The sequence below is a fragment of the Mycobacterium sp. genome (genome assembly GCF_035499775.1).
Lineage (GTDB): Bacteria > Actinomycetota > Actinomycetes > Mycobacteriales > Mycobacteriaceae > Mycobacterium.
In genome coordinates this window covers 22,936-38,030 of the sequence record NZ_DATJYB010000456.1, presented here as the reverse complement: position 1 = coordinate 38,030, position 15,095 = coordinate 22,936, and the positions used below count along the sequence as shown (strand labels likewise).

At 64.0% G+C, this 15,095-nt stretch carries 12 protein-coding genes and 2 pseudogenes; 12 read left to right on the top strand and 2 right to left on the bottom strand.

The genetic code is table 11. The features are described 5' to 3' along the window. Nucleotides 1-314 precede the first annotated feature (314 nt). The 5 genes and pseudogenes from VML93_RS28325 (at nt 315) to VML93_RS28305 (ending at nt 7,728) form a co-directional block, all read left to right on the top strand. Entirely contained in the window at nt 315-1,757 is a 1,443-nt protein-coding gene (locus VML93_RS28325; RefSeq protein WP_325615567.1) for a DUF3375 domain-containing protein, read from the top strand. Continuing rightward, a complete protein-coding gene (locus VML93_RS28320) occupies nt 1,754-2,332 on the top strand; it encodes a DUF4194 domain-containing protein (protein WP_325615566.1) in 579 nt (192 codons plus the stop codon). The genes VML93_RS28325 and VML93_RS28320 overlap by 4 nt, the downstream gene beginning before the upstream one ends. Continuing rightward, nucleotides 2,325-5,723 carry an ATP-binding protein gene (locus VML93_RS28315; protein ID WP_325615565.1) on the top strand — a complete coding sequence of 1,133 codons (3,399 nt, stop codon included), beginning with the start codon at nt 2,325-2,327 and terminating at the stop codon, nt 5,721-5,723. Before VML93_RS28320 ends, VML93_RS28315 begins: the two co-directional genes overlap by 8 nt. Next, a pseudogene (locus VML93_RS28310) lies at nt 5,720-6,859 on the top strand (Wadjet anti-phage system protein JetD domain-containing protein); the annotation flags it as partial. The gene VML93_RS28315 and the pseudogene VML93_RS28310, both read left to right, overlap by 4 nt. Before the next feature lie 242 nt (nt 6,860-7,101). Then, nucleotides 7,102-7,728, top strand: coding sequence for a Fic family protein (locus tag VML93_RS28305; RefSeq protein WP_325615564.1), 627 nt, complete (start codon nt 7,102-7,104; stop codon nt 7,726-7,728). Nucleotides 7,729-8,241: 513 nt separating this feature from the next. Here the strand turns inward: VML93_RS28305 and VML93_RS28300 are convergent. Both VML93_RS28300 and VML93_RS28295 read right to left on the bottom strand, forming a co-directional pair. Then, nucleotides 8,242-8,694 (bottom strand): PIN domain-containing protein, encoded by a 453-nt coding sequence (locus VML93_RS28300; RefSeq protein ID WP_325615563.1) that lies wholly within the window; start codon nt 8,692-8,694, stop codon nt 8,242-8,244. Beyond that, nucleotides 8,636-8,872, bottom strand: coding sequence for a ribbon-helix-helix domain-containing protein (locus VML93_RS28295; protein ID WP_325615562.1), 237 nt, complete (start codon nt 8,870-8,872; stop codon nt 8,636-8,638). The genes VML93_RS28300 and VML93_RS28295 overlap by 59 nt, the downstream gene beginning before the upstream one ends. 384 nt (nt 8,873-9,256) lie before the next feature. Here VML93_RS28295 and VML93_RS28290 point away from each other — a divergent pair, with 384 nt between their 5' ends. From VML93_RS28290 to VML93_RS28260, 7 genes and pseudogenes are all read left to right on the top strand, one after another. Further along, the gene (locus tag VML93_RS28290) at nt 9,257-10,405 is read left to right on the top strand and encodes a hypothetical protein (protein ID WP_325615561.1); all 1,149 of its coding nucleotides are present in this window, start codon (nt 9,257-9,259) and stop codon (nt 10,403-10,405) included. Between the two features lie 22 nt (nt 10,406-10,427). Continuing rightward, on the top strand, nt 10,428-12,221 hold the full coding sequence (locus tag VML93_RS28285; protein ID WP_325615560.1) for a DUF6398 domain-containing protein: 1,794 nt from the start codon (nt 10,428-10,430) through the stop codon (nt 12,219-12,221). A gap of 64 nt (nt 12,222-12,285) precedes the next feature. After that, the gene (locus VML93_RS28280; RefSeq protein WP_325615559.1) at nt 12,286-12,411 is read left to right on the top strand and encodes a hypothetical protein; all 126 of its coding nucleotides are present in this window, start codon (nt 12,286-12,288) and stop codon (nt 12,409-12,411) included. Between the two features lie 433 nt (nt 12,412-12,844). Next, nucleotides 12,845-13,075, top strand: a complete 231-nt coding sequence (locus tag VML93_RS28275; RefSeq protein WP_414686468.1) for a DUF6400 family protein — start codon at nt 12,845-12,847, stop codon at nt 13,073-13,075. A gap of 321 nt (nt 13,076-13,396) precedes the next feature. Beyond that, nucleotides 13,397-13,951 (top strand): annotated as a pseudogene (locus tag VML93_RS28270) (peroxiredoxin); the annotation flags it as partial. 9 nt (nt 13,952-13,960) lie between these two features. After that, complete coding sequence (locus VML93_RS28265; RefSeq protein WP_325615570.1) at nt 13,961-14,413, top strand: DUF742 domain-containing protein; 453 nt, start codon at nt 13,961-13,963, stop codon at nt 14,411-14,413. A 231-nt stretch (nt 14,414-14,644) separates the two neighbouring features. Then, nucleotides 14,645-15,082 carry a hypothetical protein gene (locus VML93_RS28260; RefSeq protein WP_325615558.1) on the top strand — a complete coding sequence of 146 codons (438 nt, stop codon included), beginning with the start codon at nt 14,645-14,647 and terminating at the stop codon, nt 15,080-15,082. The last annotated feature ends 13 nt before the right edge of the window (nt 15,083-15,095 follow it).

Below are 15,095 nucleotides of genomic sequence, written 5' to 3'. Positions count from 1 at the left end.
AAACTCTGCGAAACCACCCGAAATCAGTGCAACACGGCGCAACCACCGGGACGCCCGACCCCCACTGACCTGCACAAATGAGATCGGACGAACATCCGAAAATCCCTGGCCGCTAGCTCATAACCCAGAGGTCGCAGGTTCGAATCCTGTCCCCGCTACTGTGAGATTCAGGCCGGGATTCCTTCAGGAATCCCGGCCTGAATCGATTCGAACCCGACGCGGTCACCACGCGAAACCCCCGCCCGCACTTGTGGCAAGTCAGTCTGCAGGCCAGCGCACAAGATTCTGTCGGCAGTATTCTTTAGTCTGCCCTGATGGAGTACGCAACGATCGACGCACTACGGGAGCGGCATCCCGCGTGGCGACTGCTGCGTGCCGGCAACTCCACGCTGATTCTGTCCTTCCTCGGGGTGTTCTTCGTGGAGGGCAATCGGGGCGCGTGCCCAGCAAGCGTGGCCGCGGCCGCGTTGGACGACCACCTTCACGCTCTGAACGCCGAGCTCCCCACCGAGAGCGGCGAGCCGCGGTATCCGAAGGAGCCGCGAGCCTATTTGGAGGACTGGGCGGCCACCGACGCCGCCTATCTGCGGCGGTTCTATCCGCCTTGCGATGACGAGGTCCACTACGAAGTCACGCCAGCGTTCGAGAAGGCCTACGCGTGGGTCACCACCCTCAAGGGCAGGTCCTTCGTCGGGACCGAGTCCAGGCTGCACACTGTGGTCGAGTTGCTGCGGCAGATCGTGCACGGAACCGAAGTCGAACCCGACCTCCGGCTGGCTGAACTACGCCGCCGCCGCGACGAACTCGACGCGGAGATCGCTGCCGTCGAGGCCGGCGTCATCACGGTGCTGGACGCGACCGGGGTCCGCGACCGCTACCAACAGCTCTCCGCGACCGCGCGGGAACTGCTCTCGGACTTCCGCGAGGTGGAAGAGAACTTCCGGCTCCTCGACCGTGCCGCGCGCGAGAAGATTGCGGCCTGGGATGGATCGAAGGGCGAACTGCTCGCCGAGTTGGTCGGAAGCCGCTCCGAGATCGCCGGCTCGGACCAGGGCCGGAGCTTCCAATCGTTCTACGACTTCCTTCTCTCCGAGTCGCGCCAGGCCGAGCTCACCGAACTGCTCGCCAAAGTGTCGACCGTCAAAGCAATCGAAGCAGACCATCGGATCCGTGGCATACACCACGACTGGTCCGAGGCTGCCGATCGGGCGCAACGCACCGTCCGGCAGATATCCGAACAACTGCGTCGCTTCCTCGACGACCAGGTCTGGCTGGAGAACCGGCGCGTCCTGGACCTGGTTCGGGCGGTGGAGAGTACCGCCCTCGAGCTCCGCGACCACCCGCCGGCCTTCGGGCTCGAGGTCGACCAGCCGGGCATCGAGATCGCGCTTCCGTTCGAGCGCCCGCTGTATCAGCCGCCGGCGGCGGTCGCGGTCGAGAGCCACATCCCACTGGCGAGCGAGGAGGTCGACGCCGACCTTCTCTTCACTCAGACCTTCATCGACCAAGCACGCCTGATCGAGACCATCCGCACCGTGCTGCCCGAGAGTTCCTCCGCCCTGTTGTCCGACGTCATCGCGATGCACCCCATCGAGCAGGGTGCGGCGGAGATCGTCGGCTACCTCGCGCTCAACGACGAAGAGGTGACAGTCGACATGGACGACGCGGATGAGACTCTGCTGGATTACTCGGACCCCGCCGACCCGGACATCACCAGGCGAGCGCGGCTGCCGAAAGTGACGGTGCGGCGACGATGAGCAACGAGCACGCGGTCGCCAGCGCCATCATCCGGCTGATGCAAGGCGTCGTCTACCGCGAGTCGGACGAGGACACCTGGCTCACGTTGGAACGCCTGGGCGCCGGTGTCCGAGACCATTTCGCCACCATCGGCGTCGATGTGGTCGTCGATGACGCCGAGGGCTACGCCTATCTGCGGTCCCGGCCAGAGGAGGACGGCGATGAGGTGCTCCCGCGCCTGGTGCGCAGGCGGGCATTGACGTACAACGTCAGCCTGCTCCTGGTGTTACTGCGCAAGCGGCTCGTCGAGTTCGAGACGACTGGCGGTGACGGCAGACTGGTCCTCACCACCGATCAGATCGTCGAGCTGCTGAGGCTCTTCCAGGCAGAGTCCACCAACGATGCGCGCGTCGTGGACCAGGCGGAGACGACGATCAAGAAGGCGGCCGAGTTCGGCTTTCTGCGGCAGCTACGTGGTCAAAGCGACCATTGGGAGGTACGGCGAATCCTCAAGGCCTACGTCGACGCCCAGACCTTGTCAGACTTCGCGGCCAAGCTGCGGGAGTACGCCGGTGCGGTGGCCGCTGATGAGTGAAGGAGCATCAGCCACGGTCCAGCACGGGAACACTCGACGGGCCGGTTACCGGCTGCAGCACTCGGAGGTCTTGAACTGGGGCACGTTCGACAGCCAGGTCTGGCGGTTCAGTCCTGGCGCTGAGACCGCTCTGCTGACCGGTGACATCGGCTCCGGCAAGTCCACGATCGTCGACGCGCTCACCACGTTGCTGATGCCATCTCACAAGGCCGCCTACAACAAGGCCGCCGGCGCGGACGCCAAGGAACGCACGCTGCGCTCGTACGTCGAAGGCCACTACAAGTCCGAGCGAAACGAGGCCACGGGACGGTCCCGCGCCAAGGGGCTGAGGGAGAACAAACAGACGTACTCCGTTGTCCTCGGGGTCTTCGCCAACCAAGGCTACGACGAGACGATCAGCCTGGCCCAGGTCTTCCAGCAGCGCGAGAGCACCGGACAGCCCTACCGGTTTTTCGTCACCGCCACAAAGGAACTGTCGATCGCGACGGACTTCGCCGACTTCGGCTCGGACCTGCGAGATCTGCGCAGGAGACTGCGGGCCGGCGGGGCAGAGCTCTTCGACGAATTCCCGAAGTACGCAACGTCATTGCGTCGCCTGCTCGGAATTCGATCGGAGCAGGCGCTCGAACTGTTTCATCAGACCGTCTCGATGAAGTCGGTCGGCAACCTCAACGACTTCGTCCGCGACCACATGCTCGAACCGAGCGATGCCAGTGCGCGCGTCAGTGACATTATCGCCCACTTCGAAGACCTGACAAAGGCTCACGACGCCGTCAAGCGCGCGCGAGAGCAACTCGAAGCGCTCGAGCCAGTCGTGCAGACCGCGGCGAAGTACGACGATGCCCTCGCGGAGCGCAACGCCCGGGAGCGCGAGCGATCCGCCGTCCGGCTCTTCATCGCAGAGCTTCGCTCCAATCTGCTTGCCGACGAGATCGCCCAGCTGGAGACCGAGGGCTTGAGCTTGTGGAAGGAGCAGGACACCGCAAAAGCCAAGCAGCAGAAGCTAAACCACGAACGCGACACTCTCATCGAGGAGCGTGTCAACGCCGGTGGGGACCGCATCGGCGAGCTAGAGCGGCTTGCCAGTGAGGCTCGTGCCCAGGCCCAAAGCCGTCGTCAGGCCCGAGCGCGGTTCGACGCAGCCGTCTCCGGCGCCGGACTGGAAGCGGTCGCCGGCAGCGAGGAGTTCGCAGCCCTGTCAGCTCTGGTGGCAACCGAACGCCCGCGGCTTACCGCCGAGAAGCGGGCCCTCGACGCAGGTACCGCCGACGCCATTGGACGCGAGAAAGAGTTCCAACGCAAGTGCGACTTCATCACGGAAGAACTCACGAGCCTCGAGCAACGCACTAGCAACCTGGACCTCGCGCAGGTCGAGGTGCGCGCAGAGCTATGCGCGGACCTTGGGCTGACCCCGGTGGAGCTTCCCTATGCCGGCGAGCTCCTCGACGTCAGCGATGAGCACTCCGAGTGGCGGGGCGCCGCGGAACGAGTGCTGCGTGGCTTCGCGCTGTCAATGCTGGTGCCACAGCAGCACTACGACGCCGTTGCCGGATGGGTGAACAGCCGTCGGCTCACGTTTCGCGGTCGCGGTGGCCAGATAAGGGGAGCCAAGCTCGTCTACGAACGGGTTCCCAGACAACGGGTTCGCCTCCAATCATCGGGGCACGATGGGCTCTTGCTCGCCGACTGCATCGAGGTCAAAGACGGGCCCTATCGTGAGTATCTCGTCGACGAGCTCGTGAAGCGGGCCGACTACCGATGTGCGTCAAGCCTCGAGGAGTTCCGCAGCCAGCGGCGCGCCGTGACCCGCGAGGGGCAGGTGCGCTCCGGCGAGCGTCACGAGAAGGACGATCGGCACCGCGTCGACGACCCCCGTCGTTGGGTCCTCGGCTGGGCCAACGAACGAAAGATCGCCGCGCTGCGCACCGAGCTCGGCGAGCTGGAGCAAGAGCGCGCGAGGGCTATCACCGAGCTGGCGAGGCTCAACGGGCAGCGGGATGCGCTGCAGGCCAACCTCGATGCTCTCGCTCGCCTCGAGGGATTCCAATCCTGGGCCGACCTCGATGTTGACGAGGCCGAGTCGCGCGCGAACAACCACGACGCCGAACGCGCCCGACTGCTGGCGGGCTCGTCGCGGCTGGAGGAGATCGCGCGGGCGCTCGTCGAGAACGCCGAGCAAGCTGCCGCCGTGGGGGAGTTGATCGAGAAACTCACCGGCCAACTCGCCACCACGGAGGTGGCGAGACGGCAAGCGGAACAAGGGAAGAAGCGCGACGACGAGTTCGTCGCAGCGCAGCCAGATGAGCAGCTGACAGCCGCCCGCGCGTCGTACGAGGCCCTCGACGGACGCCTGGCGAAGAGCCGTCCGGTGCGCGCAGCGGACTGTGCCGAGACCGAGAACGCCCTCTCGGACGATCTTCATCAACGCATCGACCGACTCAACAGAGAACTTGGCGGCTATGCCCAGAGCCTGATCCAGTCAATGCTCAAGGTCTTGACCCGGTGGCCCGAGCTTCGCGCGGACACGGACGCCAATGTCGAAGCCCGCCAGGAGTTCCTCGCATTCCGTGACCGTGTCGCGACCGACGACCTGCCGCGTTTCGAGTCTGAGTTCAAGGAACAGCTCAACAAGAACACCATCCAGGAGCTGGCAGGGTTCAACAACTGGCTCAACCGGCAGGCTTCCGGCATCGACGAGCGCGTCGACCGCATCAACGAGGCGCTGGGCGCGGTGCCCTACAACCCAGGTCGCTACATCAAAATGGAGAAGGAGCCCACCACCAATCAGGATGTCGCGCAGTTCCGTTCAGACTTGCGCAATCTGACCAACGACAGCCTCGCGGTCGACGGCGACCAATACTCCGAGCAGCGTTTCCTCGACGTCAAGCGAATCATCGAGCGCTTCCGCGGCCGCGACGGCTACGCGGAATCGGACAAGAACTGGACCCGGCGGGTTACCGACGTGCGCAACTGGTTCGTCTTCTCGGCCTCCGAGCGCGACCTTGAAACCGGCGATGAATGGGAGCATTACAGCGATTCCGACGGCAAGTCCGGCGGTCAGAAGGAGAAGCTTGCCTACACGATCCTGGCGGCGTCGCTTGCCTACCAGTTCGGGCTCGAGTGGGGTGCCGAGCAGTCACGGGACTTCCGGTTCGCGGTCATCGACGAGGCATTCGGGCGCGGCTCGGATGTCTCGACGCGCTACGCGCTGGAACTTTTCGCGACGCTCGGGCTGCAACTTCTCATCGTTACACCCTTACAGAAGGTTCACGTCATCGAGCCGTACGTGAAGGCAATCGGGTTCGTCGACAATCCGACCGGAACGTTCTCTCGCCTCCAGACCATGACGATCGAGGAGTACCGGACGAGACGTGACGGCCGGCGGCCATGAATGCCAGGTGGACCACGCCAGAGGACATTGCCGCCAGGGTCAGGCGCCGGTGGGACGACGGATCGCTGCTGCGTGCCTACGCCAATGGTGACTCCGTCGATCCGATCGAAGTGCGCCTTCGTGGCCCCACACCGTCGCAGGTCGGTGACGACATCGCCGCCGCCCGCGAGTGGGTGGCGGCCGTCGACGCCGGCCGTCGCGACGACAGTCGATACACCTTGCAGTGGGAATCGATTGGGGGCAGGCAGATCGGCCGTAATCAGCTGCCCGTCCGCGCAGTGGTGTCCTCAATCGGACAGGCCTCGGCGCTCTTGGGCGTAGCGACCTTGGTCCGCCGCTTCGACGAGCTCCTGGCTATCGCGCACCAGCATCCGCAGGTTCGGCAGTGGGTCGTCGACCATCCTCTTCGCGCGCTCGATCTGGCCGCCGAGATGCCGCGGCTGATCGGTGCTTACGTTTGGCTCGACAGTCACCGTCAATCGAATCGGTATCTGCGCGAGATCAGTGCACCCGGCGTCGACACTAAGTTCGCCGAGAGGCACCGGCCCGTCTTGGCGGCGATGCTCGGGGTGCCGTCGACAGCCGCCGGATTCCTCGCGGGCCTTGGCCTTAGGTCCAAACCCGGATTGGTCCGACTGCGACCCGCACTTTCGCTGGGCCTACCGGGTTCGCTCACTGAGTTGGCGGCGCGTTCCGAGGAGTTGGCACACGTCAGGCTCGAACCACGCACGGCAGTAATCATCGAGAACGAAATCAGCTATTTGAGTATCGACATCCCGGAAGATGGCGTTGTGATTTGGGGGAAGGGCTTCGACGTCGACGGGGTCGGTCGGCTGCGATGGCTGGCCGACGCCGACGTTTATTACTGGGGAGACATCGACACCCACGGATTCGCCATCCTCGACCGTCTACGGGCGTGGCTGCCACGAGCACGTTCGGTTCTGATGGACCGTGAGACGCTGCTCGCCCATCGCGACCGTTGGGTCACCGAAGACCGTCCGGCCAGGTCGGTCCTCACACGACTGACGCCTGGCGAGCAGGACCTCTATTCGGAGCTGGTCGGGGACGGATTGGGTGAACGAGTGCGCCTCGAACAGGAGCGAATCGACTGGGATTGGGTCGAGCAACGGTTACCAGTAGTCCACCGTGTGGGAGATAGTGACAGCGCACACGGCGGTAAAATCTGTGGTCGCCCGAGGATTGACAAGGAGGTGCTGGCCGTGAAACGTCGTCATGTCGTTACGAAGGATACCGTGAAGCGGGCCGCCGCTCGATCCACGAAGGCGTCGGCACAACTCGAGAATCGAGTAATTCCTGCCGGCTTCGTCCGCTCATCCACGGTGAAGCGCTTCCTCGCCGCGCGTAAACCGCGCCCCTGATGTCGCTGACGCCGGGGTATGGCGAAACTCCGCTTCCTGGCGACGAATTGGTGGCTCTGCTGCCCGATGTCGTGCAGATCTTGGGTGAACCCGTGACTAGGGCCGCGGTCTACGACTTGGAACAGGGCATCCAGGATCAGGTGGCCGAGGAGCTTCTCACCGTGGCTCTAGAGGGCTCGCTGCAGCCCAGTGAACTGCTGACCGACTACTTCCTCAAAGACCTGCACGCCCGTCTGTACGGAGATATTTGGACATGGGCGGGCAAATGGCGGACACACGATGCCGACATCGGGGTTGCATATAAGCAGATTGCTGTCGACCTCCGTAATTCATTGGGCACGATCCTGTATCGATGGGAGAACACCGGCGACTGGACGCCGTACGAACTGGGTATTGTGGCCCATGCCGAGACGGTAAGGATCCACCCGTTCGTCGACGGAAACGGCCGTACCACAAGGCTTCTCGCAGACATACTGTTCGTTGCCGCACAGGATTCCGATCCCGTGTTCCAGTATGACTGGAATGTCGACAAGCGCAGTTACATCAACCTTCTTCGTCGGTACGACGCAGACCGGGACGTCACGGCTCTCACGAGATTGCTCGAAGCCAGACCGATGGGCGAATGAAAATGTCATCTGCGGAGCGGTAACCCGGCGCCGCTGCTGGGGCGGCGACACGAACCGCGACGATCCATAAGTCACCTCTGCATCATCTTGCGCATCCGTCAACGATGTGTTCGGACTGAACCGACTTAGGGCTACTAAAGAAGGTGACCCTGACCAGGCCAGAGCGACCGCCAGCATGCGCTGGCGGTCGCTCGTTTTGTGAACGTTGTGAACGGGCGACTGCTGGAAGTCGGTGGTTCATAGGCTGTCATTGACGGCGATGGACCTGATCGCTGGGTCACCTTCCCCCAGGGTCGCCGCATCGTTGCGATGGTCCCGCAGTGACGGGCCCAGTCCAAGCGGAGACGCTACATATGCTCGCTCAGAGGCATGTGACACCTAACACGTCCAAACCGCGAAATCATCGCTACGCATCTAACGATCGAGTCGCGCGGAATCGTGGTGAGCGGCCAGTCGGATCGCACTCGGAGGTGGTCGGTGGCGGCTGCAGTCCTGCCCTTAGCGAATATGCCTTCAGCGCCCGACGGGCCAGTGCTCGACCGTGATGTCGTCCATGGGGAAATCGGCGGGGTTGCCCGTCGCCAAGCGAGCCTCGATGCCAGCGGTGGCGGCGGCGATCAGGCAGTCAGCCTGGTGAAGGGTGATCCCTCGTCCGGCGAACTGGCGGCGCCATCGTCCAGCGCGAATTCCTTCGGACTGGCCCAACGGTGCACACCGTAAGCCGCGCACCAGCCGTTGTGCTATGGCTTCTTCGCCGGGAAGCAATCCGCGCCAGATCTCCTCGATCGAGATCGCACAGGTCCACGGTTCGTCACCTTGGCGGCGCAGAGCGCGTAGGCGGTCGCCCGCCGGACGGCCGCGGAGGGCGTCGATGAGTACGGTCGAGTCGAGCAGGACCCTCGCCACGTCAGCCGACGCGACGCCGGTCGGAGCGTTGGCGCCGGACCCATTCACCGGGATCGTCATCCCATTCGTGGCCCTCGTCGGGGATAGCCCCGAGCGCTGCCTCGATATCGTCCCATCGCCGCTCGTCATCGAGCCCGCGGCGAATCAACTCTGCGATGAATGCGCTACGTCGCCTGCTTCCAGCCCGCTGGTCGAGTTCCGCAACGAGCTCATCATCCACGGTAATGTGCAGTCGCATGTGCTGACTATAGCCCACTAGTTGCCGGCTTCACTTGCCACATCCCGCCATAGGACTTCCAGATCCTCGACTCGTCGAGCGCCACACCGTCCGCACCCGCCAGTCCGACGCCGGGGACCTCGGGTGGTCCCGCGTCTGTGTTCGAGGAGACCAATTGAGCGGGTCGTGGCCAGCCCGGTGCGAGCCGAGGCGTTTGAACTCGCTGCCGGCGTGCGTTTTTCGCCGACGGCTCCCAGTCGGTGCGGTTCATCGGAGGGAAAGCTCACCCATTCCTATCGGAGTCGAAGCAGGGCATTCGTCGGATCGGCGTGCCGCACGTAGCCGTTGACCATTCTCGGATAGCGTCGAAACGACCCCGAATCGATGTTTGGGAGGGAGCGACGCGTGATAGCGATCGCGAGCCTGGTGGAGCGCAGTGTGGAGCTGAAGCGGGAGCTGCTGGAGTTCTCCTGCCAACCGCGCTTTAACCGCGACCGCAGCGAGGTCCTGCGAGATTACTTTCCTGAACGATTCGTCCGTCACGAGTCGGACCTGATAGCCGCGCTCGACTACTTCTTGCTGCAGCATGAGTTGCGCAGCGGGAAGACCGTGGTGGAGCGGTTTGTGGCCAGTCGCCCGGACTTGCCCGAGCACGAGCTCGGGCTGTTGCTCGGCTGGCGGAACGTTGTGGAGGGCATCTTCGAAGTCCAAGGCCGCGACGGCGACGCGCTCGTAACGGAGAACCTTGTCGACGAGCTGACGTACCGCGTGCATTCGAATATGGGACCGAACGTTTTCCGGACGCTGGCACCGGGCGGCTTCATGATCGGCCGGCTCGTGCCGGTCGGGCCCGAATGGTTGGTGAGTGGCAACTTCGTGTGCTCTCCGAAGAGTGACCGCGCTGCGATCCGTCACGCCGCCTGCGAGATGACGATGCGGCACCCGGAGAGGGCATTTCGAAATCCAGACAAGCTCGCCCGCGCACAACAGCTGCAGAACGCCGAGCACGACCGGTTCGTGCAATTCTTCGGCGCCGACCTCGTCGTCATTCCGGGAGTGCAGCTAAACGAACGAATGCGGAGCTTTTACACGTTCTGTCGCGACCAAGCAGTGTCCGAGCTCGCCGCGTCCGGTAAGCAACGGACGAACTTGCCGTTCCACGCCCCGGATTACCCTGCCGATCTAGTGGCCTCGGATGCGGTCGCGGTCACCCACGACGAGGTCGAGGGCATGGGCCTGTACGCCGACTTCGGGCCGATCGAGGAGGCGTTCGCCGACCCGAGCCTGCTTCGACATCCGGACTATCGCCGACGAGTGCGCGATTACTTCGACGATGACACCGTCTCGCCCCTGCTCTTCTCGCGGTTGGCCGCGCGTGATCCCGAGCGCACGAACCAGGTGTTCCGTAAACTGTTGGGGCGCAAGCACTTCGACTGGGTAATCGATGGCGAGAAGCTGATGCGGCGGCGCAAGCCGGACTACTTCGAGCGACCTCGTTTGCCGCGCATCGTGCCCCTCAGCGACAAGCTCGCACCGTACGCCGCAAGCGCATAGCACGCACAGTAAGGTGGCGGCCATGGCCAAGAGGACCCGGCGTCGCAGTGCCAAGAAGGGCCGCCACCAGGCCCGGCGGAGTGCCCGAGCTCGGCAGGTTGCTTCGGCCGAGCCAGACCTGCTGGCCGATGTTCGACGCGCCCTCGCCGTTGGGCATCCCCTGTGCCTGTTGACCTACGTAAGCACGCTGCTTTGCGTCACGGACACGCGGCGCAACCACCCGTTCGCCCAGCCCGAGACCTCGGACGTGGCGGCGCTGACCCGCGAGGAACTGGTCAGGACGTTCCTCGATGTCCCCGCTGCGGAAACGTCGGCGCTGCTCGCGGTGGTCGCCGAGATGGCCGGCGACGACGACGTGCTGCGTGCCCGCATCCGACGCGAACTCGGTGCGCGCCCGAAGCTCGAACCGGCGTGGCTTACACAACTTTCGCAGACGTCAACCTACCGGGCGGTGCGGATGAGCCATGTCCTCGGCGACGGCGACAACATCATGCTCGGCGTGCGGCTGCCCGGCGGACACGAGCTCACCTGTTTGGTCTACATCGACCATAACTTCGGCACGCTGGTGAAGGACGCCTTCGTCGTACCCGAACCGATCGCGGACATGGTGGCCAAATTCCGGCGGGTGACCGAGGACCCCGACACGCGGTGGGACGACATCAGCCTGGCCGACGCGCGAGCCTGGGTCGACGCTGCGATCGAACTGGCCGCGATCACCTTCCCACCGCTGGAGACCGAGACCTGGCCCGCGTGTCGCGCATTGGTCGAATGGATCACCAGGGGCCTGCCCGAACGTGGAACCGGATACCAACGGCCACACTGGGATTCGGCGGCCCTCGCCCAGCTCACGGATCGCTTCTTCGCCTCGCCGTACGGAGCCCGGCTCGATGACCCCGATCACCGCGGCCTGCTGGATTCCCTGCTCTGGTATGGCACCGACTACGGCCCGGGCGACCCGCTGCGCTGGAGCCCGGTGAAGGTCGAGATCCTGCTTGACGACTGGATTCCCCGCAAGATCGTGGCGCCTGCCGAATACCTCGCCAAAGCGCCGGACCTGCTGCGGGCGTTCATCCGCTTCGCGCACGCGGACGTCGGACTGCGCTCCGACCTCACCGATGAGACACTCGCCGCGATCGACGATTGGGAGCCGGGGTACCAGCAAGCGATCCGCTCTCCGCGACCGCAGGGGCCGGCCGCGCTGCTCGCCGCGCTCGGCATGGACAGCGCGGACATGGCGGACGTGCCAGTCGGTCGCGAGGAGCCGAACAGCTTCGAACAGTCGATGCTCGACTGGCTTGCGCTGGACGTCGGAGACCCAATTCAGTTGGATCGGCTCGATGACGACCCGCTACCGGATGAGCCGTTTCGTTGGGAGGGCATCCCCGACGACGTGAGAGCACGGGTCAACGAGGTCCTCGCGCTCACCGACCGCTGCTGCGAGGAGATGCTCGACGCCGAATACCGCACCGCATGCCGACGGGTACTGGCGCGGGTCGCATCCGGGGAACCCGAGGTCTTCCGCCGCAAGGGTCGTGCGGAAACCGCTGCCGCAGCGCTGGTCTGGATAGTCGGCAAGGCCAACGACCTGTTCGAGCAGCGGACCGGCGGCATGCAGGTGAGGGATCTCATGAGCCACTTCGGGTTGGGACAGAGCAGCGTCGCTCAGCGTGCCGCAACCATGCTGCGGGCGGGCGGATTCCGCGCCGACACCTACGTTGTGCGACTCGGGTCGCCTGACTATCTGGTGGCGGCTCGCCGCCGACGAATCATCAAGATGCAGGAGCGCTACCGGCAGCTGGCGGAAGAGATGAACTGAAGCCCGAGCTTTGTGCAATTCGAGCGGCTTCCGATATTCACGCCGAGGGCCTCCGCTCGACGAGGTGCTCACAGTCCGCCATGTCATGGCGTCGCTCACCGACGAGCAACTCGCCTCCGGGGTGACTCTCACCGAGCTTCATCTATCCGGCTATGACACGGCAGCACCCATGATCACGCCCGACCCGTAGACCAACTCTGCTGGACGCGGCCGACGATTGGCGCGATCGCTGGTGTGTGAACGGATTTGTGAACGAAACGCGGCGCAACTCCCGCGACGCGATGGAACACGGAGGCATGGCTTCGGCCGGCGGTCTATCGTGACCTGCACATTTGAGACCTGCGAGCCGACGCGAGACTGCGACCGGTTAGCTCATAACCCCAGGGGTCGCGGGTGCGAATCCCGTCCCCCCTACCATGTCCCCGCTACCAGCGGAAATGGCTCCCGGAGACCTCTCCGGGAGCCGTTTTCATGTCACTTGTGAACGAATCTGTGGACGTTAGCCCCGGGCCGAATGTGACGAACTTCAACCGGGAACAGTGACGCAGTTCATAGCCTCCTCGGCATCGATTGCGTCATCCTGAGCGTTCGTTCGCTTATCTATGTAATGGCTGGGGAGCGTGATGGCCAACCTTGACTTTGCCTATGACCTGACCCTCGACGAGGCGCGTCGACGCAGCGCAGTGCTCGAAGCGATAGGTGACGATTGGGACCCCGTCGCCGTGCTCGCCGAGGAACAGAAGGCTTACGACATGCTCTACTCGGATCTGGACGAGGAGCAGCAGAGGATCTACGACGGGTTGGTCAGCGCCGGCGTCCTGCCCGAACGGACGACTGATCGTGTTACCGATTGATCCGACCGCCGACCCCAACCGCCGCGCCTGGCTGCTCTGCCCATGCTGCGATCACGGCGCCAAATGTCGTGATTGCCGGGGCAGCCGAAACTGCACGACCCACTGGCAGTACCTATTGAGCAATAAGGGGACAGTGGTGCACCTGCAATGTTCGGATTGCGGTTATCTCTGGTCGACTGACACGCATCACCGCACACGCAGCCTCGGCCGCTAGGGGTGGCTTCCGGCCCGACTGACGCGCGGCTACAGGGTAGCTAAAAGCGTCCGACAATTTCCGACGTGGCATTCGATACTCCGCTGACCGAATTACCCGAGTGAGCGTTGCAGAGCTTTCCCGCGTTAGTCTTTGCCGATGATCGCGCGGGCGAGAAGGCGCCTGACTTCACTCTCTATGACCACACCGGTCGGCCTCGGACACTGTCGGCGCTCCTTGCCGACGGGCCAGTTGTGCTGTTCTTCTTCCCACTAGCGTCCTCACCGATCTGTACAGCTCAGGCTTGCCATTTCCGGGATCTGAGCAACGAATTCGCCAGGGTGGGCGCCCACCGGGTGGGCATCAGCATCGACACCGTCGACAAGCAGGCCCACTTCGCCCAACAGCGGTCCTTCGACTATCCGCTGCTCTCCGACGAGGACGGCGTGGTGTCCGAACTGTTCGGGGTGCGCCGAGGCAGGTTCGCCAAGCTGCGTAGATCTGTCGTGGCGCGGGAGGCGACCCGGCATGGCAGGCACACCCGGCGCCGTGGCCTGCTGGCCCGGCTGCTGCCGGTCAGACGGACCACATTCGTCATCGACGCCGACCGCACCGTACTCAAGGTCGTCTCCAACGAGCTGCGCGCATCGGTGCACGCCGACCAGACGTTGTGGTTCTTGCAGAACCACAACGTGCCGCCTAGTCCGCCACATGTCCGGGGAAAGCACACCGTCGCGCATCAGCAGTCGGAGGGCGAAGGTGAACGGATCGGCGGCTGGTTCACAGAACCGGAAACCGCGGACGAGCCGAGCTTGGTTCGGCCATATACGCTGACGCCAGGCCGTATCGACTCTGGTGTCGGTCTGGCGCCCGAGACTCGGGTCGAAGCGCTGAACACCACGGCAAAGCCGCGTTGGCCGAGAAACGATGTGCGGCACCAGATCCTGACGTGGAGCGTGAACAGCACCACCGTCGCGGAGATCGCCGCTCGTCTGTCCTTAACGCTTGGCGCAACGCGGTTCCTGGTCGGCGACCTGGTGACACAGGGTTATTTGGGGGTGCACGCCCCCCTCGGTGACTCGATGACAATCGACGAACGACGTGAACTGATAAGAAGAACCCTGGTTGGCCTACGAGCACTTTGAGCTCGACGCAGCTCGCCAGCTCCGGCGGGGGCGGTCGTTCTACTTGGCTCGGGCGGGGCTGGCGCGGACCGGTAGCCTTGTCACACAGCTGGCTCGGGCGCACAGCAAACTCACCAATTAACGACGTGTCACCTAATCTGGAGAGAGCACGCCATGGGTATAGATCGCGAGTATTTGCAGACAACTCCACCCCCGCAAACGAACCTTTTTCTGTTGCGTCGCCGTCCATGGATGGGGGTGTTCGCAAGTCTCAATCCCTTCTCGATCGGCGATCTGATCGAGCGTCCGTTAGCGCGACTGGAACTCACCGACCGTACGGTTCGCTGCACCCTGCTCAGGAAACAAAAATTGATGCATGCCGGGTGGCTGGCGCAGCGACTGCAAATCCCCGATCTCAAGGAGCGCGTCAAAGCCGGCGAGCAGGTGACAGTCTTCGAATTCCCCCGCGATGGCTACCAGATCAAGTGGCCGAAACTGAGCACCGGCACTCTCTTCGAGATCAGCGAACCGTCGTCCCCTCCATGGATCTTGTCGTTCGGCATGCCCCGCGACTACGAAAGACGCTCATGGCTCGTGGCCTATGACTTTTTGATGGCGAACGAGCGACGGCAGTGGCGCGAGGCGCTGAGTCCGACGGCGCGCGAACTTCCGCGGACGGGCGACAGCTGAAAATGCGTATGTC

Bases quoted from the DNA above. Each gene is read 5' to 3' on its own strand.
- VML93_RS28325 (WP_325615567.1), top strand. From the start codon at position 315: ATGGAGTACGCAACGATCGACGCACTACGGGAGCGGCATCCCGCGTGG.
- VML93_RS28285 (WP_325615560.1), top strand. From the start codon at position 10,428: ATGGCCAAGAGGACCCGGCGTCGCAGTGCCAAGAAGGGCCGCCACCAG.
- VML93_RS28305 (WP_325615564.1), top strand. From the start codon at position 7,102: ATGTCGCTGACGCCGGGGTATGGCGAAACTCCGCTTCCTGGCGACGAA.
- VML93_RS28315 (WP_325615565.1), top strand. From the start codon at position 2,325: ATGAGTGAAGGAGCATCAGCCACGGTCCAGCACGGGAACACTCGACGG.
- VML93_RS28295 (WP_325615562.1), bottom strand. From the start codon at position 8,872: ATGCGACTGCACATTACCGTGGATGATGAGCTCGTTGCGGAACTCGAC.
- VML93_RS28300 (WP_325615563.1), bottom strand. From the start codon at position 8,694: ATGACGATCCCGGTGAATGGGTCCGGCGCCAACGCTCCGACCGGCGTC.
- VML93_RS28260 (WP_325615558.1), top strand. From the start codon at position 14,645: ATGGGGGTGTTCGCAAGTCTCAATCCCTTCTCGATCGGCGATCTGATC.
- VML93_RS28320 (WP_325615566.1), top strand. From the start codon at position 1,754: ATGAGCAACGAGCACGCGGTCGCCAGCGCCATCATCCGGCTGATGCAA.
- VML93_RS28275 (WP_414686468.1), top strand. From the start codon at position 12,845: ATGGCCAACCTTGACTTTGCCTATGACCTGACCCTCGACGAGGCGCGT.